Source organism: Hydrogenophaga pseudoflava, from assembly GCF_004353865.1.
Taxonomy (GTDB): Bacteria; Pseudomonadota; Gammaproteobacteria; order Burkholderiales; family Burkholderiaceae_C; genus Hydrogenophaga; species Hydrogenophaga pseudoflava.
On record NZ_CP037867.1, the window covers coordinates 3,753,572 to 3,772,528 of the forward strand.

The following is an 18,957-nucleotide window of genomic DNA, read 5'->3' on the forward strand; positions in this document are numbered from 1 at the left end:
CGATGCTGAACCGATTCGCACAGCCCATTCTGGCCATGCCCCGCCCTGCCAAGCGGGTGGTGGTGCTGTCGGTGGACGCTGCACTGTGCATTCTCACAGTCTGGCTGTCGTACTACCTGCGCCTGGGCGAGTGGGTCAAGCTGTCGGGCGACAGCTACTGGCAACCCATGTGGGCCGTTGGCGTGTCGCTGCTGCTCGCGCTGCCCATCTTTGTGGTCAATGGTTTCTACCGGGCCATTTTCCGCTACACCGGTCTCTCCGCACTGCAGACCATCCTGAAAGCGACAGCGGTATACGGTCTGCTGTTTGCCACGGTGTTCACCGCCTACGGTGTGGACGGCGTGCCCCGAACGGTGGGTCTGATCCAACCGATGCTGCTGCTGCTGACCGTCGGCGCGTCGCGCATGCTTGCACGTTTCTGGCTCGGAGGTCTCTACCGCAATCAGTTGCGGATGGTGGCTCTGCCCAGGGTGCTGATTTACGGCGCCGGCAACGCCGGGCGCCAGCTGGCGGCGGCCATGACCAACAGCCACGAGATGCGGGTGGTGGGGTTTCTGGACGACGACGACCGGCTGCATGGTCATGTGCTCAACGGTCTGTCGATCTACAGCCCCGCCGACCTGCCGGGCCTGGTGACCTCGCTGCAAGTCAGCACTGTCCTGCTCGCCATCCCCTCGGTCAGCCGCCACCGGCGCAACGAAATGATCGCGCAGATGTTGCGGGCCCACGTTCAGGTGCGCACCCTGCCTGCGGTCAGCGAACTGGCGCAGGGCATGGTCAGCACGTCCGATCTGCGCGAACTGGACATCGACGATCTGCTCGGTCGCGAACCGGTCGCGCCCAACCACATCCTGCTGGGACGCAACATCACTGACAAGGTGGTGCTGGTGACCGGGGCCGGCGGCTCCATCGGCAGTGAGCTGTGCCGTCAGATCCTCTCGGTCAATCCGAGCACGCTGGTGCTGATCGAACAGAGCGAATTCGCACTGTACGAAATCCAGCAGGAACTGCAGGAGAAGATCGAAGACAACGCCACCCTGCTGGTGCCGGTACTGGCCTCGGTGCGGGACGCGCAGCGGCTCAACGAGATCTTCGCCGACTGGAAACCCGACACTGTTTACCACGCGGCTGCCTACAAGCACGTGCCCCTGGTGGAGCACAACCCGATCGAGGGCATCCGCAACAACACGCTGGGCACCCTCACGGCCGCTAGGGCGGCGGCGGAGCACGGCGTGAGCGACTTCGTGCTCATCAGCACCGACAAGGCGGTGCGCCCGACCAACATCATGGGCGCATCCAAGCGCCTGGCGGAAATGGCGCTGCAGGCGCTGGCCGCCACAGCTCCGAAAACGCGTTTCTCGATGGTGCGTTTCGGCAACGTGCTAGGCTCCTCCGGCTCGGTGGTTCCCAAGTTCCGGCGCCAGATCCGCGATGGAGGTCCCATCACGCTGACCCACCCGGACATCACGCGCTATTTCATGACCATTCCCGAGGCCGCCCAGCTGGTGATCCAGGCAGGTGCCATGGCCAAGGGCGGCGACGTGTTCGTGCTGGATATGGGCGATCCCGTCAAGATCATGGACCTGGCCACCCGGATGATCGAGCTCTCGGGCCTCTGCGTGCGCGACGAGAACAACCCCGAAGGCGACATCGAGATCGAGATCACTGGCCTGCGCCCGGGCGAGAAGCTGTTCGAGGAACTCCTGATCGGAAACAACCCGCGCCCGACCTCCCATCCCCGCATCATGAAGGCCCACGAAGAATTCGTCGCCTGGCCTGTCCTGCTGGAGAAACTGCAGCAGCTGGAGTCCTTGCTCGAACAGCGGAACGTCGAAGGCACCAAGGAACTCCTTACCGAGCTGGTGTCCGGCTACGCGCCGCAAGAGCCGGGGCAGGAATCCGACAGCCGCCTGCGCTACAGCGTCTGAGCGGCCTCACAAACCATTGTCATCACACACCATGAACAGCCCCCAAAAACGCATCGGTCTGGTTGGAACCGGCTTCATTGCCAGCGGCTTTGCCAGGCTGCTGCACAACCACGCCACCGACCTGACCCTGAGCGCCGTGCTCACCCGGCGCCCTGCTGCCAGCGTCGAAGGATTTCCCTGCACCGACCGCTTCACGCACTCGGAGCAGGAACTCCTGGACAAGTCCGACCTGATTGTCGAATGCAGCGGTGACGTGCTGCACGCCACACGCATCATCGACATCGCGTTGAAGGCCGGCAAGCCGGTCGTCACGATGAACTCCGAGTTCCACGTCACCACCGGCTCCTACTTCGCCGACAAGGGTCTGCTCACCGAGGCGGAAGGCGACCAGCCCGGCTCGATCGCCGCCCTGCGCGAAGAGGCGGTGATGATGGGCTTCAAGCCCCTCGTGTACGGCAACATGAAGGGCTTCCTGAACCACCACCCGACGCCCGAAGAAATGGCGTACTGGGCCGGCAAGCAGGGCATCAGCGTCGAGCAGACCACCTCGTTCACCGACGGCACCAAGATCCAGATCGAACAGGCCCTGGTGGCCAACGGCTTCGGCGGCACGATCACGCGCCAGGGCATGGAAGGCCCCAAGGCCACCGACGTCACCAAGGCGGCTATCGAACTGGCACGCGGGGCGGCCGAGCGGGGACAAGCTATTTCGGACTACGTGCTGGCACCGGGCAACGCGGGTGTCTTCGTGGTCGGCACGCACGACAAGTCCGAGTGGAAGGCGCTGAACTACCTCAAACTGGGCGACGGTCCCTACTACGTGCTGGTGCGTCCGTTCCACCTCTGCCAGTACGAAATCATCAAGACCGTGCGACGGGTGCTCCACGGCGGTGGCGTGCTGCTGAACAACTCCAGCAGCCCGACGGTCTCCATCGTGGGCATCGCCAAACACGACATGCCCGCGGGCACGCGCATCGACCGCGCTATCGGCGGGTTTCAGGTGCGTGGCGAGGCCGCCCGCATCGCCGACGTCAAGGGCCACGTCCCCATCGGCATGATCCAGGACGCGGTACTGACCCGCGCGGTGAGTGCCGGGCAGACGCTGATGTTCGACGATGTCGAGTTGCCCGACTCCCTGGCGCACACCATCGCCCGCCAGCTGTACGCGTGATCGCCGGGCATCCGGGTCTCTTAAGGCCTGGATGCAGATCACCTCGGCCCGTGCCGTTCCCCGGCGCCACCGGTGCAGCCGCCAGCCCATGTCTGCCGAAGCCCGTATCGCCCCGCTCCGCCCCGACCTTGATGGCCTGAAGGCGGTTGCAGTGGTGTCCGTGGTGCTCCACCAGGCCTTTCCCGACGTCCTCGCTGGGGGTTTTGCAGGCCTCGGCGTCTTTTTTGTCGTTTCCGGCTATCTGATCTGCTCAAGCGTCCTGTCAGAGCTGCAGAGCCCGAGGTTCAGCCTTGGCGATTTCTGCGCACGGCGCATCAGACACCTCGTCCCAGCGCTGCTTCTGGTGCTGGCCGCGGTGCTGGTCGCTGGCTGGTTCCTGTTGGCGCCGACCGACTACCGCCAACTGGGCCAGCAGGTCGTGACAGGCAGCACCTTCGTTCCCAACCTGACGGCAGAGGCTGGCTCTTTTGCTGCAGGGTCTGCCAGCAAGCCGCTGCTGCATCTCTGGCCACTGAGCATGTGGGTTCCGTTCTGCCTGCTGTGGCCTCTCGCAATGTGGGCGCTTCACCGCTGGCACATGAACGCGATGCGCTGGACCTTTGCTGCGCTGCTGCTGTACGTCCTCCTGCATCTGGCGCACGACCAGACCGCAGCCGGGTTCGACCGATCAGCGGCCCTGCTCCTGGCGCTGCTGGTCGGGGCGCTGCTGGCCACATGGCAGAAAGAAGTGCCTGGAGGGCGCACGAATGCACTCGCCTGGATCGGCGCGGCGCTGCTGACACTGGCGCTGATGAACATCGCGCCAGAGACAACATCCGTTGCTGGCTGGTGGGCATTGCTGCCCACCCTGGGAACGGCGCTGCTGATCGCAGCGGGCGCCTCGGCCTGGCTCAACCGGGTCGTGCTGTCGAGCAAGCCCTTGGTGGAGATCGGCCTCATCAGCTACCCGCTGTACCTGTGGCACTGGCCGCTGCAGTCCTTTGCACACCTCAAGTCCACGGGCGATCCTGGCTGGGAGCAGCCGCTGTCCTGGATGGCACTGGCCTTCGTGCTGGCGTGGACGACCCACCGTTTCATCGAGAAGCCGATCCGCATCGGGCGCATGAATGGGACGGTGGTCATCACCGCCCTCTGCGTGGGCCTGTGCCTGGTTGCGGTCGCCGGCTTCGCCATCCACCGCAACAACGGATTCGAGCAGCGCATTCCCGAGCTGGTGCGCCACCTCATGTCCACAGGCGGCCGGTCGGCCGTGGTCGATGGATGGCGGGACAAGGACTGCATGCTGGACTACCGCCTGCCTCCGTCTCACTACAAGCCTTTCTGCATCGAACAGAAACGGCCGCTGGTCTTCCTCTGGGGGGATTCGCATGCGGGCTCGCTGTACCCGGGCTTCAAGGCGCTGAAAGAATCTGGCCGCCACGAGTTCGGCCTGGCGGAACGCACCGCCGCCATCTGTCCATCGGTGCTGGGCATCGAGCCCCGGCCGCTGTGCAGAAGCATCAACGATGCCAACATCCAGGCGATCCGGGACACCAAGCCCGACATCGTGATCCTCTACTCGTGGTGGCACAACAAGCGCTACGACCTGCGCAACCTCGAAGCCACAGTGGAGCAGATTCAACAGGCGGGCGTGCCCCGCATCATCTTGCTGGGCGCCGTCCCCTACTGGAGGAAGCACCTGCCGCAGATCCTGCTGGAGGAATGGAAGAAAGGGCCTGTGCAGGCCCTTCCGCCGTTGCGGCTGGATGACGTGTTTCTGGACCCGGAGGTGCGCAGGGCGACCGAGATCATGCGCGAGCGTGCCCAAAGAATGGGTATCGAGTTCATCTCGGGGATGGACTTCTTCTGCAACGCCCAGGGCTGCCTGACCCGGCTGTCCGAAGACGCCACGCAGCCACTCTCCTACGACTACGGGCACCTGTCCACAGGTGCCGCTGCGTTCTACATCGAGCGGCTGGCGCCGCTGATGTTCAACAAAACGCGCTGACCGCGCTCAGCGCGGTTGGCGGCGCGGGCCGGCCGGGCGGGACGCGCCGGCGTCACCGCGCCCCCAGTTGCCCGCCCCACCCTGGGGCTTGCCGAAGCCACGCGCAGGTGCGTGATCGCGGCGCTGGTCCGGACGGCTGTCGAAACGCACATCGCCGCGCGGCGCGGCGTCGCGGCCTTCGAAGCGGGGGGCGTCGAAGCGCCCTTCGACGCGGGGACCACGCGGCGCCGGACGGCGGTCGCCGCCGAAACGGTCACCACCAAAGCGGTCACCGGAGGGGCGCTGGAAACGGTCGTTGCCCGGACGGCCACCACCTGGGCGACCGCGGCCATTGAACTCGGGTTGCGGCGGGCGCTGGCGCGGCTCCAGACCGGGCACCACCTCCACAGCGATGCGCTGGCGGGTGTAGGCCTCGATGTCACCGATCTTGCGGCGGTCGCGGAATTCGGCGAACGTCACGGCCAAACCATCGCGGCCGGCGCGGCCGGTGCGGCCGATGCGGTGGGTGTAGTCCTCTGCCTTCATGGGCAGGCCGAAGTTGAAGACGTGCGTGATGGTCGGCACGTCGATGCCGCGAGCGGCGACATCGGTGGCCACCAGGATCTGGACCTGTCCGCTGCGCAGGGCCATCAGGCGCCGGTTGCGCAGCCCCTGGCTCAGGGCACCGTGCAGGGCCACGGCATGGAAGCCAGTCTGCTGGAGGTCGGTGGCCAGGCCATCGCACTCCACCTGGGTGCTGCAGAACACTACCGCCTGGTTGATCGAAGCGTCGCGCAGCCAGTGGTCCAGCAGCTTGCGCTTGTGCTCGGCGTTGTCGGCCCAGAACAGAACCTGCTTGATGTTGGCGTGCTTTTCCTGCGGGCTGTCGATCTGCACCTTCTGCACGTGTTTACCACCGTCGTGCATCACGCGCAGTGCCAGCTGCTGGATGCGCGGCGCAAAGGTGGCCGAGAACATCATGGTCTGGTCGCGCTGGCTGGTCAGTTGGTTGACTTCGGCCAGGTCGTCCGAAAAGCCCAGGTCGAGCATGCGGTCGGCCTCGTCGACCACCAGGAACTGCACCTGGTCCAGCTTGAGCTGCTGCGATCGCTGCAGGTCCAGCAGACGGCCCGGCGTGGCGACCACGAGGTCGGCGTTCTGCAGCCGTGCGATCTGCAACTGGTACGGCATGCCTCCGACCACGTTGGCGATGCGCAGGCCACGGCAGTGGCGCACCAGGTCGATGGCATCGTGAGCCACCTGCTGCGCGAGCTCGCGGGTCGGGCACAACACGAGCGCGCCGGGCGTGGCGGCCTTGAAGTTGCGGGGGTTGGTCGGATCCTTGCGTTTGGCGCGCTTGGGGGCGGGCTTGCCGGCGGCCAGCGCCTCGGCGGTTTCCTTCTCGAACGCCAGGCGCTCGGCCTCGGCCCGCGCATCCTGCTGCTGGAGCAGGGTGTGCAGTACCGGCAGCAGGAAGGCCGCGGTCTTGCCACTGCCCGTCTGGCTGGAAACCATCAGGTCGGCATAACGCTCGTCGGCCTGGTGCTCCTGACGGATGGCCTTGGGAATGACCATCGACTGCACCTGGGTGGGCTGGGTGTAGCCCAGATCGGCCACCGCGCGCACCAGTTCCGGAGCCAGCCCCAGCAGCTCGAAAGCATTGGGTTCCGTGGCCACGGGCGCTTCGGCCAGCAGTTCGTTGGAGGAAATGTCGGGCGTGAATTCGCCGCGATCTTCAAAAGCGTCGCTCATGTTCGTCCTGGCGCCACAAGGGGCGTCATTGAACAGAACAGGCCATCGGAAATGCCGGCCATTGGCCGGAACCCGCAGGTGTCTGATCCGTTCGTGGTTACAAAACATCAACCACAAACGGTACCGCGCGGGACAGGCCGGAGGGTCTCCGGCGAGCTCAGCGAGTGGCCTCGTCCGTGTCCGGCCTTGGCGTCGTTTGACGATGCCGGCGGGCATTCGGGAGGCCTCTTGTGTGAGGCAGATGCACAAATCCGCCCTTCTCGTGGAAGGGCAGCCTGCAATTATGGCACGAATCGGGGTTTTCCCCAAGTTATTGGGACGCGCCGGTGCTGCGCGGGCCCCACGCGTGTCCTTTGGCAAAAGTGCCGGCGGCTAAAATCTTCCGATTCGACGCCTGTGCGTCACATCTCTTTCACATTCCACCACCGGAGACGCCATGTTTTTTGGCAAGCTGTTGCCCAAAGAGGGCAATTTTTTTGAGCTGTTCAACCAGCACGCCGAACAGATCGTCAAGGCCGCGCATGCGTTTTCGCAGCTGGTGGCCCACTACAGCGACCCGCTCCTGAGGGACAAATACAACCAGGAGGTGGACCACGCCGAACGCGCGGCCGACCGCATCACCCACGAGGTCAACCGCCTGCTGCACACCACCTTCATCACGCCGATCGACCGCGAGCAGATTCACTCGCTGATCAACACCATGGACGACGTGGCCGACCTGATCCAGGACTCGGCAGAAACCATGGCGCTGTACGACGTGCGGCACATGACCGACGAGATCTCGCGGCTGACCGACCTGAGCGTCAAGTGCTGCGAACGGCTCAAGCACGCCATCAGCCTGCTCAAGGACGTCAACGAGCCCAAGACAGCCGAAGCCGCCGTCAAGACCTGCGAAGAGATCGACCGCCTCGAATCGGACGCCGACCGCGTCATGCGCTCGGCCATGAGCAAGCTGTTCCGAGAGGAGCCGGAAGTGCGCGAGGTGATCAAGCTCAAGGCGATCTACGAGTTGCTGGAAACCATCACCGACAAGTGCGAGGACGTCGCCAACCTCATCGAGGGCATCGTCCTCGAAAACTCCTGATCGGAAGGGTCCTGCCATGACGACCGTTCAGGCGGCCCTCTGGGTCGTGGTCATGCTGGTGGCGCTGGCGCTGATCTTCGACTTCATGAACGGGTTTCATGATGCCGCCAACTCGATCGCGACCATCGTCTCCACCGGCGTGCTCAAACCCGGGCAAGCGGTGGTGTTCGCCGCCTTTTTCAACTTCGTTGCCATCTTCATCTTCAAGCTCAGCGTGGCAGCCACCGTGGGCAAGGGCATCGCCGACCCCTCAGTGATCGATACGCACGTGGTGTTCGGCGCCCTCAGCGGGGCGATCACCTGGAACCTGATCACCTGGTACTACGGCATTCCCAGCAGCTCCTCTCACGCGCTCATCGGCGGCATCGTTGGCGCCGTGATTGCCAAGGCCGGCGCTGGTGCGCTGATCGCCACCGGCGTGCTGCGCACCGTGGCGTTCATCTTCGTCTCGCCGCTGCTGGGTTTCATCCTGGGCTCGCTGATGATGGTCCTGGTGGCCTGGGTATTCCGCCGCACGCGGCCGCTCAAGGTCGATGGCTGGTTCCGGCGGTTGCAGCTGGTCTCGGCCGGCGCCTACAGCCTCGGCCACGGCGGCAACGATGCGCAGAAGACGATCGGCATCATCTGGATGCTTCTTATAGCCACCGGCTACGCGTCATCGGCCGACAAGTCGCCGCCGACCTGGACCATCGTGTCGTGCTACGCGGCCATCGGCCTGGGCACCATGTTCGGTGGCTGGCGCATTGTGCGCACCATGGGCCAGAAGATCACCAAGCTCAAGCCGGTGGGCGGCTTCTGTGCCGAAACCGGGGGCGCAATGACGCTATTCCTCGCTACAGCGCTGGGCATCCCCGTGTCGACCACCCACACCATCACCGGCGCGATCGTTGGCGTGGGTTCGGTGCAGCGCGCCAGCGCAGTGCGCTGGGGGGTGGCGGGCAACATCGTCTGGGCCTGGGTGCTGACCATCCCGGCGTCGGCCTTCGTGGCTGCGGTGGCCTACTGGTTCAGCCTCACGGTGTTCTGAGCCTGCTCGGAGTCCTCCGGCAGAAAACAAAAAAAGGGCCGGAGGCCCTTTTTTTGTTTTCTGCCGCTGATCAGTCCACCCGGAGGAAGTGCTCGCGGTAGTGGGCCAGTTCGTCGATGGACTCGTGCACATCGGCCAGCGCCGTGTGCCTCTGGTGTTTCTTGAAGCTGTCGTAGACCGCAGGCTTCCAGCGCTTGGCCAGTTCCTTGATGGTGCTCACGTCCAGGTTGCGGTAGTGGAAGTACGCCTCCAGCTTGGGCATGTACTTCACCAGAAAACGCCGGTCCTGTCCGATGCTGTTGCCGCACATGGGAGAACCATTTTTCGGCACGTACTGGCCGATGAAGGCCAGGAGCTCGGCCTGGGCCTGCTCCTCGTCGACGGTGCTGGCCTTGACCTTGTCGATCAGGCCGCTCTTGCCGTGGGTGCCCTTGTTCCAGGCGTCCATGCCATTGAGGACCGCGTCGCTCTGGTGGATGGCAAACACCGGGCCTTCCACCCGGGGCTCCAGGTTGGGGCCCGTGACCACCACAGCGATCTCCAGCAGGCGTTCCTTTTCAGGGTCAAGCCCACTCATCTCGCAGTCGAGCCAGACCAGGTTCTGGTCGCTCTTGCTCAGGGTAGGCACAGGGGTGTCGGCGGCCACGGCGGCCGTGTTGAGGTGGTCTTGGCTCATGCGCCGATTTTCACCCATGACCGCCATGCCCCTGCGCGGCAGCGGTGGCGCGGCTTCGATAGACTCTCGCCATGGACAGCAGCGCCCTCGCCTTCACCTACCTATTCTGTGCCTTGCTCGTGGGCGGACTGATCGTCCGCACGGTGCTCGCCAGCCGGCAGATCCGCCACGTGGTCCGCCACCGCGACCGGGTCCCCGATCCGTTCGCGGCCACCATCGGGCTGGATGCCCACCGCAAGGCCGCCGACTACACCGTCGCCAAGGCCCGCTTTGGCATCCTCGAATCAGCCGTTGAAGCCGCCCTGCTGCTGGGCTGGACCTTGCTGGGTGGACTGCATGCGCTCAACCAGCTGCTGCTGCAGTGGATGGCGCCCGGCATGTGGCAGCAGCTCGCCTTGCTGGGCGCGTTCACGCTCATCGGCGCGGTGCTGACCCTGCCCCTTGGCTGGTGGTCCACGTTCCGGCTGGAAGAGCGTTTCGGATTCAACAAGATGAGTCTGGGTCTGTGGCTCGGCGATCTGCTCAAGGGTGCCGTGGTCGGCGGGCTGATCGGACTGCCCATTGCGGCGCTGGTGCTGTGGCTCATGGGCGCCGCCGGCCCCTCCTGGTGGCTCTGGGCCTGGGGGGCATGGATGGTGTTCAACCTGCTGCTGCTCGTGCTCTACCCCACGCTGATCGCGCCGTTGTTCAACAAGTTCGAACCGCTGCAGGACGAGACGCTCAAGACCCGCGTGAACGACCTGATGAAGCGCTGCGGCTTCGCGGCCAAGGGCCTGTTCGTGATGGATGGCAGCAAGCGCAGCGCCCACGCCAACGCCTACTTCACCGGTTTCGGCGCCGCGAAACGCGTGGTCTTCTTCGACACCCTGCTCAAGCAACTCGCGCCGCCGGAGATCGACGCGGTGCTGGCGCATGAGCTGGGCCATTACAAGCGGCGCCACATCCTCCAGCGCACCGTGCTGATGTTCGCGCTCAGCCTGGTGGGCTTTGCGGTGCTGGGGTGGGTGTCACGCCAAGCCTGGTTCTACACCGGCCTGGGCGTGGTGCCGTCGCTGGAGGCCCCCAACAACGCGCTGGCGCTGCTGCTGTTCCTGATGGTGGTGCCGCTGTTCACCTACTTCCTCTCGCCGCTGCTGGCGCAGCTCTCGCGCCGCCACGAATTCGAGGCCGACGCCTACGCCTGCGCCCATACCGACGGCCACGACCTGGCCAGCGCGCTGCTCAAGCTCTACAAGGACAACGCCAGCACCCTCACCCCCGACCCGGTGTTCGCCCGCTTCTATTACTCGCACCCGCCCGCCAGCGAACGCATCGCGCGCCTGCAGGGTGCGGCCGCATGAACCACTCGCCCCACTCCCGCTCGCGTGCGGATGCCGCGGGCCGGGCGCCGGAGTCCGAGGGTTCCATCGACATCGGACTGGTGGTTGCCGCCCACGGACGGCACTGCCTGGTCGAGAGCCCGGACGGGCAACGCCGCATCTGCCATCCCCGAGGCAAAAAGAGCCAGGCCGTGGTGGGCGACCGGGTGCGCTGGATGCCCACCGGTGACGAAGGCAGCATCGAGCAGATCGAGCCACGGAACAACCTCTTCTACCGCCAGGACGAGCTGCGCACCAAGTCGTTCGCCGCCAACCTCGATCAGGTGCTGGTGCTGCTGGCGGCCGAGCCGGAGTTCTCCGAACATCAGCTGGCGCGCGCACTGGTCGCCGCCGAAGCCGAGGGCATCGCACCTCTGATCGTGCTCAACAAGGCCGATCTCGGCACCTTGTTCGAGCGCGCCTGGGATCGGCTGGCACCGTACCGGGCCATGGGCCTGACCGTGCTGCCGCTGCGGCTCAAGGGCGAAGACGATGCCTCGTCTGGCCTGGATGCGCTCGTGCAGCGGCTGGAGGGCAAGACTACCCTGGTGCTCGGCCCGTCCGGTGTCGGCAAGAGCACCCTCGTCAACCGCCTGGTGCCTCAGGCCCAGGCACAGACGGGTGAGATCTCGCGCGCCCTGAACTCGGGCAAACACACGACCACCAGCACCACCTGGTACTGGGTCGACACGGCGCGCACCACCGCACTGATCGATTCGCCCGGCTTCCAGGAATTCGGCTTGAACCATATCGAGGCGACCCGGTTGGCCAGCCTCATGCCCGATCTGCGCGCAGCGCTCGGTGCCTGCAGGTTCTACAACTGCACCCACCTGCACGAACCCGGCTGCGGCGTGCGCGCAAAGGTTCAGGGCGAGGGCTGCGGCGACGACGGCATCGCCGCCACCCGCTACCGAATCTACGAAGACCTGTTCGCCGAACTCTCCGCCAAACGGAGCTACTGAGCTCAGCCGAGCAGACGGGCCAGCGTCAACAGGGCCAGCAGGAGCATCCAGAGCACCACGCTGCGCCACACCAGTCCCACCGCGCTGGCCAGATGGGCGAGCTGGGGTTCGGGCCGGGTCGCGACTCCTTCGGCCTCTTCCGGTTTTCCTTCGCGGGCGTTCAGACGCACGTTGATCGCGCCGGACGTGGCGGCCAGGACCACGCCATCGGTGCCCGGACCGAACTGTTCGGCCTCACCCCGCCAGCTCGCCACAGCCTCCTCGAAGTTGCCCACCACCGCGAAACCCAGCGCCGTCGCACGGGCAGGCAGGTGGTCCACCCACTGCCACCCGGTGACCGCCGCCTGCTGGGTGGCCTGGCTGGGCGTGCCATCGGGGCGCCCCCGCCAGTTGCGCGAAAGGTACTCGGCCATCCGGTAGAACACAGCCCCCGCTGGCCCCAGTCCGAGCAGCCAGCACACGACAAACGCCGCCAGCACACCAAAGACATGGCGGTGCGCGGCCAGCACCGACTGTTCGATCACCTGCCGCAGCACCTCGGCCCGGGGCAGGCTGCTGGTTTCCACATGCAGCCACTGCGCCAGCTTCTCGCGGGCGAGCAGGTCGTCGCCCACCTCCAGCGCCTGACGGATGTCGGTGAAGTGGTGGCTGAACTGGCGAAAGCCCAGTGTCACGTAGAGCACCAGCACCAGCCAGACGAACGACAGCACGTTGCTGAACTGCCAGAGCCCCCAGTACACCAGGGTCGCCAGCAGGGCCGGCACCATGGTGGCCAGGCCCCAGGCCAGCCATCCGTGCACCGCCTGGCCGGTGTCCAGGTTGCGGCGCACCAGCCGGGCCCAGCTCCGCAGACCAGCAAACACAGGGTTGTCGATCGACAGAGGACGCGCCTGTTCGATCAGGAAAGCCAGCAGGATGGCAAAAAAGATCATGGCCCGATGATAGCGAGCGCCCCGCGGGACCGGCGCCTCAGGCGGTGAGGAAACGATACAGGTTGCGCAGCATGCCGGCGGTGGCGCCCCAGATGAAGCGCTCTGTCGCGCCCTCCTGGTACGGCATCGAGTACCACTCCCGCATCTCGCCGTTCCACTCGAAACCATGGCGGCGATGGTTCACCGGGTCCATGAGAAAGTCCAGCGGCACCTCGAACACGTCGTCCACCTCACCTGGGTTGGGCAGAAGCGTGAAACCGGGCTGCACCAGCGCCACCACCGGTGTGATGTGGAACTGCGTGCCCGTCACGTATTCCGGCAGGCGGCCCAGCACCTCCACATGCGCCGGTTCGAGACCGATTTCCTCCTGGGCCTCTCGCAACGCCGCTGCAGTGGCGTCCCGGTCCTCGGCATCGACCTTGCCGCCCGGAAACGCGATCTGCCCCGAGTGGGTGGACAGGTGGGCCGTGCGTTGCGTCAGCAACAGCCCCAGGCGCTCACGCACCACCAGCGGGATCAGCACGGCTGCTGGCGCTGGTGCCCGGTCGGTGAAACGGCGCTCGCGCACCAGCTCCGGGGTCCAGACCGGCGGGCGCGCAAAACGCTCCCGCAGCCCTTCTGGAGTGAGGCGTCCGGCCGGCGCTGCTGCCAGCCCCTCGGCACCGTGCAGCACGGGCACCTGGCGTGGATCAAAGGTGGGTGGATAGCGCGTTGGCGCAGAGGAAGACATGGGGACGAGTATGGAACAGGCACAAAAAAGCCGCTCGGGTGAGCGGCTTTTCGAGGTGGGCCATCAGGCGCCCGGCTTCTGACCGAAGCTGTGCGCTTTTACGCGCCCAGCTTTTCCTTGATGCGGGCCGACTTGCCGCTGCGCTGGCGCAGGTAGTACAGCTTGGCACGGCGCACGTCACCGCGGCGCTTGACTTCGATCGAAGCGATCAGCGGGCTGTACAGAGGGAAAGTGCGCTCGACGCCTTCGCCGTTGGAGATCTTGCGCACGATGAAGCTGGAGTTCAGACCGCGGTTGCGACGGGCCACCACCACGCCTTCGTAGGCCTGCACGCGCTTGCGGGTACCTTCGATCACGTTCACGCTGACGATCACGGTGTCGCCAGGGGCGAACGCGGGGATGGTCTTGCCAAGGCGAGCAATTTCTTCCTGCTCAAGGGTCTGGATGAGGTTCATGGTTTCCTGTTTACCGATCATGGCCGCGCTACACAAGAGGCTGCAATTCCCTGACCTCCGCAGTGGTGGTCACCGGTCACAACGGCCGGCCAGAGGATCGAAAAGCCTTGGATTATAGCTTTTTCAAGGAGCGCAGGAAAACTTCGTCGACCGGCGTGAGCCGCCCAGCCTCCCGCGCCTGCGCCAGCAGGTCCGGCCGCTGGCGTGCAGTGAGCGCCAGACTCTGCTCCCGGCGGTAGCGCGCGATGCGCTCGTGGTGCCCGCCCATGAGCACTTCAGGGGCCGCCGCGGGGCCTTGTGGCCCTTCCCACACCTCGGGCCGCGTGTGGTGCGGGCTGTCCAGCAGGCCGTCCAGCGCCGGATTGAAGCTGTCCTGCTGGTGGCTGCCCTCGTCGCCCAGCACGCCCGGCATCAGGCGCGCCACCGAGTCCAGCAAGGCCATGGCGGCGATCTCGCCGCCCGAAAGCACGAAATCGCCCAGGCTGATCTGTCGGTCCACGCAGGCGTCGATGAAGCGCTGGTCGACGCCTTCGTAGCGCCCGCAGACCAGCACCGCGCCCGCGCTTTGCGAATAGCCGACAGCCAAGGCGTGATCCAGCCGCTGGCCGATGGGCGAGAACAGCACCACCGGCGCACGGGCGCCCTCTGGTTCGGCGCGGTCGGCGCGGATGGCCTGCAGGCAGCGCCACAGGGGCTCGGCCATCATGACCATGCCGGGTCCGCCGCCGAAAGGCCGGTCGTCCACACGGCGGTAGTTGCCCTCTGCAAAGTCACGCGGGTTCCAGAGGCGCACGTCGACCTGCTTCGATTCAAACGCCCGGCGGTTGATGCCGCTGCGGAAGAAGGGCTCGAAGAGTTCGGGGAAAAGCGTGATGACGTCAAAGCGCATGGCGCGCTCCGGTCAGTAGTCGGTCTGCCAGTCGGCGGTGATGCGGCGGGCGTTCAGGTCCACATCGTCGATGTAGGCCGCCACAAAGGGCACCATGCGCTCGGCCGTCTTTTCGACACCGTCCACAGTCTCGGTGTAATCCATCACCAGCACCGAGGTCGGGCCGGTGGGTATGAGGTCGCGCACCACACCCAGGTGCACGCCCTCGCGGTTGACCACGTCAAGACCGATCAGATCGACCCAGTAGTACTCACCGTCGGCGGCGGCGGGAAAGGCGCTGCGCGGCACATGGATGCGCGCCCCCTTGAGCGCTTCGGCACCACTGCGATCCACCACACCCTCCAGGCGGGCGACGATGCCATCGGAGTGCACCTTGATTTCGGCCACGTGCACACGCACCGGGCCCGGAAACGCCGAAAAACCGCGCGCGAAACGGGCTTCGGGCGGCAGCAGGAACCAGTCGGGTGATTCGAACAGCGCACGGGTGTCGGCGCTGTGCGGCTGGATGTGGACCCAGCCTTTGACGCCCCAGGCGTCAAGAAAACGGCCCAGTTCGACCGCATCCGCCGGCAGGGGCGATGCTTCGAACGGGCCGCTCGAGGGGATCACTGCGAACGCAGGGAGATCAGGCAGCGGCCTTGGCGGCGGCTTGCTTGACCAGACGGGCCACGGTGTCCGACGGCTCGGCGCCGACGCCGGTCCAGTAGGTCAGACGGTCCTGGGCGATGCGCAGGGGCTCTTCGCCACCCCTGGCCAGAGGGTTGTAGAAGCCGATGCGCTCGATGAAGCGGCCGTCGCGGCGGTTGCGCTTGTCGGCGACCACGATGTTGTAGAACGGACGGGCCTTGGAGCCGCCGCGGGAGAGTCGAATGACGACCATGATTTATCCTTCGGGTGGTGGTGAACACCGGCACAACGCGTGACAGTGTTTTCTCGCAGCGCTTGAGACACACGACTGACCACCCGGCCAGCGAAACGCTGCAAAGCCTGCCATTATAACCAGCCGGCTCAAGAACCCAAGCCCTCATTTCCTGCCCCTTCCATGCCCCTGATCCGCCCCAGCACCGAGCACGACCTGCCCGCCATCACCCGCATCTACGCACACCACGTGCTGCACGGCACAGGCACCTTTGAGACCACGCCCCCCACCCTGGAAGAGATGACCGCCCGCCGGGCCGACGTTCTGTCCAAGGGGCTGCCCTGGCTGGTGGCCGAAGAGGCTGGCGAGGTGCTGGGCTATGCCTACGGCAACTGGTTCAAGCCGCGGCCGGCCTACCGCTTTTCGGTGGAGGATTCGATCTATCTCGCCCCCGAAGCCGCCGGCAAGGGCCTGGGCCGCGCGCTGCTGGCCGAACTGCTGGCCACGCTGGAGCGCAGCGGCATCCGCAAGGTGATGGCGGTGATCGGTGATTCGGCCAACGCAGGCTCCATCGGCGTGCACAAGGCCCTGGGCTTCGAGCAGGTCGGCGTGGTCCAGGCCTGCGGCTGGAAGTTCGGGCGCTGGCTGGACATCGTGATGATGCAGCGCGCCATCGGCGAAGGCGACCGCACACCGCCCGAGGGCGAGGCATGAGCCGTCAGAAGAGCAAAACCCTTACCGTCTGGCTGGCCGTGCTGGGCGGCCACCTGGGTCTGCACCGCTTCTACCTGCGCGGCCTGGGCGACTGGATCGGCTGGCTGCACCCCATCGCGTCGGCGCTGGGCTGGTGGGGCGTCGAGCGGGTGCGCGCCTTCGGGCAGGACGACGTGCTGTCGTGGCTGCTGATCCCGTTTCTGGGCATGAGCATCGCCACCAGCTGCCTGGCCGGCATCGTCTACGCGCTGAGCGACCGGCCGCGCTGGAACGGCTGGTTCAACCCGCAGGCACAGCCCGAAGACAGCGCGGGCGCCACGAACTGGCTGACCATCGGTGCTCTGGTGCTGAGCCTGCTGGTGGGCACCATCGCCTTCATGGGCAGCCTGGCCTTCGGCATCCAGCGCTACTTCGAGTACCAGGTCGAAGAGGCCCGCAAGATCAGCCAGTAGGCTGGCCCACCCCGCGCCGCGCTGCGCGCGTCACCCCTCAAGGGGCAACACCTGCGGCCCGGCGAAGCCGGTTCTGCGGTGTTCTTGGCCAATTCCCCCGCTCCGACCGGATCAGTTCACGTATGTCATCAGGAGCATCACGGCACTGAGCGTGAACAGCGCCAGCACCGTCGACAGGCCCATGGCGGCGGTCGTGAGGCCCTGGGCGACCTCGTAGCGCTGCGCGAACAGGAACACGTTGGCGCCCATCGGCAGCGCCGCGGCCACGACCATCACCGTCAGCGGCAGGCCGGTGATGCCCCAGGCCCAGGCCGACACGCCGACCAGCAGCGGCAGCAGCAGGTTCTTGGACGCCGTGATCCACAGCGCGGGCTTCAGGTGCCCGCCCAGCGGCGTGCGCGCCAGCGTGACGCCCACCAGCACCAGCGCCAGCGGGCCGAAGGCGCTGCCCAGCAGCTGCAGCGGCTTGTCGACCACTGCGGGCAGGCTCCAGCCGGTCTGCGCGAACAGCAGGCCACTGATGATGGGCAGCGGGATGGGGTGGATCAGCGCGCCCTTGAAGGCCGACCAGGCGGTCTCCAGCACATGGGGCGCACGCTCGCCGCCTTCGCGCGCCTCGCGGGCGACCACCAGCTCCAGCACCACCGAGCCCACGGTGAGCAGGATCAGCGCATGCACCGACACCAGGGTCAGCAGGGTCACCAGCGCTGCCTTGCCATAGGCCAGCTCGACCAGGGTGATGCCGATCATCACCATGTTGGAGAACACCCCGCCCAGGGCCATGACGACGCTGGAGCGGTTGAAGCCCCGCCAGGCGATGGACACGATGAGCAGCAGCAACGCCGCCGGGAAATACGCGGCGAGTGGCCGCAGGTCCAGCGTCTCGACGTGCACGCCGCTCATGGTGCGGAACAGCAGCGCCGGAATCAGCAGCAGGAAGACCAGGTTGGAGAGGTCCCGCACCGCCGACTCGCGGATCCAGTCGCGCCGCCCGGCGAAGTAGCCCAGGGCGATCAGCAGGAAGACGGGGGTGAGGGAGGCGACGACGGGGTGGCTGGCGAGGTTCACCCGGGCGATCGTACCCCGCCCGTCATTTCGTACCGACCGCCTCGGTCATGCGGTAGTACAGGCCGTAGGGGTCGTTCTGCAGCACGTGGAACGTGCCCTCGACCACCACCGCGTTGAGGCTGTATTTGACCGGCGCCTTGGTGCGGACCTCGATCATGCTTTCCGGCCCACCAGGCGTGCAGAACGAGCAGGTCGGCGGCACCGAGGCCAGCAGGAAGTGGCGCTGCTGCTCGCCCGGTCCCAGCGGCAGCATGAAGCCCTGCACCTTCTGCGTCTTCTGGTTCAGCGCCTGCACGGCCGGCGTGTAGACCGGCGTGATGCGCTTGTTCTTCACCTCGGTCTTGATGTCGGTCAGCAGCGACCAGGGCACCACATCCTCGCGCGGCTTGAGCGGCGCAAACGGCGACAGCGGGCTGTGCACACCCGCCCCCTGCCCCTGCACATGCGGCGGCACGGCGGGATCGGCTGCAGCCCCGGCAGCCGGCGCCGCAGGCGTGCCAATCGGCGACGTCAGCTGCGCAAACGCCAGCCCAGACCCACAGACGAGCGGCAACAAGAGACAACGAAAAAGAAGATTCATGACAAGAGAAGTGACTGCTTCCAGAACGCGGCGGAACCGGCTCCGCCGGGCCGCACGCGTTGCCCCCTTGAGGGGGTGACGCGCGAAGCGCGGCGCGGGGGTGGGCCATCAATGTGCGTGTTTCATCCCGCAGTATTTGCCAATCGCCAGACCCCGGCACGCGGCCTGAAGTTCCGCCATGCAGACCTTCTCGTCCTTCTTGGTCTCCAGGCACTTGGCCGCGCCTTCGTGGGCCGCGGCCATGGCGCGGTGGCGCTGGACGTCCTGCTGCAACTCCTTGTCGGAATGCTGCGCCAGTGCAGCCGTGGTCATGCAGGCGGACAGGGCCAGCCAGAGCGCGATCTTCTTCATCGG

20 protein-coding genes are annotated in these 18,957 nt (G+C 66.2%); 9 read left to right on the top strand and 11 right to left on the bottom strand.

What is annotated here, in order from left to right; genetic code table 11:
- Positions 1 to 2: 2 nt before the first annotated feature.
- The 3 genes from HPF_RS18035 to HPF_RS18045 all read left to right on the top strand — a co-directional run bounded on the left by HPF_RS18035 (position 3) and on the right by HPF_RS18045 (position 5,086).
- Positions 3 to 1,928 (top strand): polysaccharide biosynthesis protein, encoded by a 1,926-nt coding sequence (locus tag HPF_RS18035; RefSeq protein WP_066158135.1) that lies wholly within the window; start codon positions 3 to 5, stop codon positions 1,926 to 1,928.
- A 31-nt stretch (positions 1,929 to 1,959) separates the two neighbouring features.
- A complete protein-coding gene (locus HPF_RS18040) occupies positions 1,960 to 3,099 on the top strand; it encodes an NAD(P)-dependent oxidoreductase (RefSeq protein WP_079365352.1) in 1,140 nt (379 codons plus the stop codon).
- 88 nt (positions 3,100 to 3,187) lie between these two features.
- Complete coding sequence (locus HPF_RS18045; RefSeq protein WP_165961740.1) at positions 3,188 to 5,086, top strand: acyltransferase family protein; 1,899 nt, start codon at positions 3,188 to 3,190, stop codon at positions 5,084 to 5,086.
- A 6-nt stretch (positions 5,087 to 5,092) separates the two neighbouring features.
- Here HPF_RS18045 and HPF_RS18050 read toward each other — a convergent pair whose 3' ends face one another.
- Positions 5,093 to 6,817: a DEAD/DEAH box helicase gene (locus HPF_RS18050; RefSeq protein WP_079365354.1), complete on the bottom strand. Its 1,725-nt coding sequence runs from the start codon at positions 6,815 to 6,817 to the stop codon at positions 5,093 to 5,095.
- Between the two features lie 436 nt (positions 6,818 to 7,253).
- On the opposite strand from HPF_RS18050, the gene HPF_RS18055 reads away from it, so the two are divergent.
- Together HPF_RS18055 and HPF_RS18060 are read left to right on the top strand one after the other, a co-directional pair.
- Positions 7,254 to 7,901, top strand: coding sequence for a DUF47 domain-containing protein (locus tag HPF_RS18055; protein ID WP_066158130.1), 648 nt, complete (start codon positions 7,254 to 7,256; stop codon positions 7,899 to 7,901).
- Between the two features lie 16 nt (positions 7,902 to 7,917).
- Positions 7,918 to 8,928: an inorganic phosphate transporter gene (locus HPF_RS18060; RefSeq protein WP_066158128.1), complete on the top strand. Its 1,011-nt coding sequence runs from the start codon at positions 7,918 to 7,920 to the stop codon at positions 8,926 to 8,928.
- A 70-nt stretch (positions 8,929 to 8,998) separates the two neighbouring features.
- Here HPF_RS18060 and orn read toward each other — a convergent pair whose 3' ends face one another.
- Positions 8,999 to 9,604 carry an oligoribonuclease gene (orn, locus tag HPF_RS18065; protein WP_133157414.1) on the bottom strand — a complete coding sequence of 202 codons (606 nt, stop codon included), beginning with the start codon at positions 9,602 to 9,604 and terminating at the stop codon, positions 8,999 to 9,001.
- Between the two features lie 71 nt (positions 9,605 to 9,675).
- On the opposite strand from orn, the gene HPF_RS18070 reads away from it, so the two are divergent.
- The gene (locus tag HPF_RS18070) at positions 9,676 to 10,944 is read left to right on the top strand and encodes a M48 family metallopeptidase (RefSeq protein WP_079365356.1); all 1,269 of its coding nucleotides are present in this window, start codon (positions 9,676 to 9,678) and stop codon (positions 10,942 to 10,944) included.
- Entirely contained in the window at positions 10,941 to 11,924 is a 984-nt protein-coding gene (gene rsgA / locus HPF_RS18075; RefSeq protein WP_133157415.1) for a ribosome small subunit-dependent GTPase A, read from the top strand. The genes HPF_RS18070 and rsgA overlap by 4 nt, the downstream gene beginning before the upstream one ends.
- Positions 11,925 to 11,926: 2 nt before the next feature.
- On the opposite strand, the gene HPF_RS18080 is transcribed toward rsgA, so the two are convergent.
- The 6 genes from HPF_RS18080 to rpsP form a co-directional block, all read right to left on the bottom strand.
- Entirely contained in the window at positions 11,927 to 12,856 is a 930-nt protein-coding gene (locus HPF_RS18080) for a CobD/CbiB family protein (protein ID WP_127805563.1), read from the bottom strand.
- A gap of 37 nt (positions 12,857 to 12,893) precedes the next feature.
- Entirely contained in the window at positions 12,894 to 13,586 is a 693-nt protein-coding gene (locus HPF_RS18085) for a CoA pyrophosphatase (protein WP_066158122.1), read from the bottom strand.
- A gap of 98 nt (positions 13,587 to 13,684) precedes the next feature.
- Positions 13,685 to 14,041 (bottom strand): 50S ribosomal protein L19, encoded by a 357-nt coding sequence (gene rplS, locus HPF_RS18090; RefSeq protein ID WP_066158120.1) that lies wholly within the window; start codon positions 14,039 to 14,041, stop codon positions 13,685 to 13,687.
- A gap of 112 nt (positions 14,042 to 14,153) precedes the next feature.
- Positions 14,154 to 14,930 (bottom strand): tRNA (guanosine(37)-N1)-methyltransferase TrmD, encoded by a 777-nt coding sequence (trmD, locus tag HPF_RS18095; protein WP_133157416.1) that lies wholly within the window; start codon positions 14,928 to 14,930, stop codon positions 14,154 to 14,156.
- 12 nt (positions 14,931 to 14,942) lie between these two features.
- Positions 14,943 to 15,539: a ribosome maturation factor RimM gene (gene rimM, locus HPF_RS18100; RefSeq protein WP_133157417.1), complete on the bottom strand. Its 597-nt coding sequence runs from the start codon at positions 15,537 to 15,539 to the stop codon at positions 14,943 to 14,945.
- Positions 15,540 to 15,555: 16 nt separating this feature from the next.
- A complete protein-coding gene (gene rpsP / locus HPF_RS18105) occupies positions 15,556 to 15,810 on the bottom strand; it encodes a 30S ribosomal protein S16 (RefSeq protein ID WP_066158114.1) in 255 nt (84 codons plus the stop codon).
- Between the two features lie 162 nt (positions 15,811 to 15,972).
- Here rpsP and HPF_RS18110 point away from each other — a divergent pair, with 162 nt between their 5' ends.
- Both HPF_RS18110 and HPF_RS18115 read left to right on the top strand, forming a co-directional pair.
- Positions 15,973 to 16,503: a GNAT family N-acetyltransferase gene (locus tag HPF_RS18110; RefSeq protein ID WP_133157418.1), complete on the top strand. Its 531-nt coding sequence runs from the start codon at positions 15,973 to 15,975 to the stop codon at positions 16,501 to 16,503.
- Positions 16,500 to 16,955 carry a TM2 domain-containing protein gene (locus HPF_RS18115; protein ID WP_133157419.1) on the top strand — a complete coding sequence of 152 codons (456 nt, stop codon included), beginning with the start codon at positions 16,500 to 16,502 and terminating at the stop codon, positions 16,953 to 16,955. The genes HPF_RS18110 and HPF_RS18115 overlap by 4 nt, the downstream gene beginning before the upstream one ends.
- A gap of 111 nt (positions 16,956 to 17,066) precedes the next feature.
- Here HPF_RS18115 and HPF_RS18120 read toward each other — a convergent pair whose 3' ends face one another.
- The 3 genes from HPF_RS18120 to HPF_RS18130 form a co-directional block, all read right to left on the bottom strand.
- Positions 17,067 to 18,023, bottom strand: a complete 957-nt coding sequence (locus tag HPF_RS18120) for an AEC family transporter (protein ID WP_133157420.1) — start codon at positions 18,021 to 18,023, stop codon at positions 17,067 to 17,069.
- A 22-nt stretch (positions 18,024 to 18,045) separates the two neighbouring features.
- Positions 18,046 to 18,477: a DUF3299 domain-containing protein gene (locus HPF_RS18125; RefSeq protein ID WP_243721614.1), complete on the bottom strand. Its 432-nt coding sequence runs from the start codon at positions 18,475 to 18,477 to the stop codon at positions 18,046 to 18,048.
- 234 nt (positions 18,478 to 18,711) lie between these two features.
- A complete protein-coding gene (locus HPF_RS18130) occupies positions 18,712 to 18,954 on the bottom strand; it encodes a hypothetical protein (RefSeq protein ID WP_066158104.1) in 243 nt (80 codons plus the stop codon).
- Positions 18,955 to 18,957 lie beyond the last annotated feature (3 nt).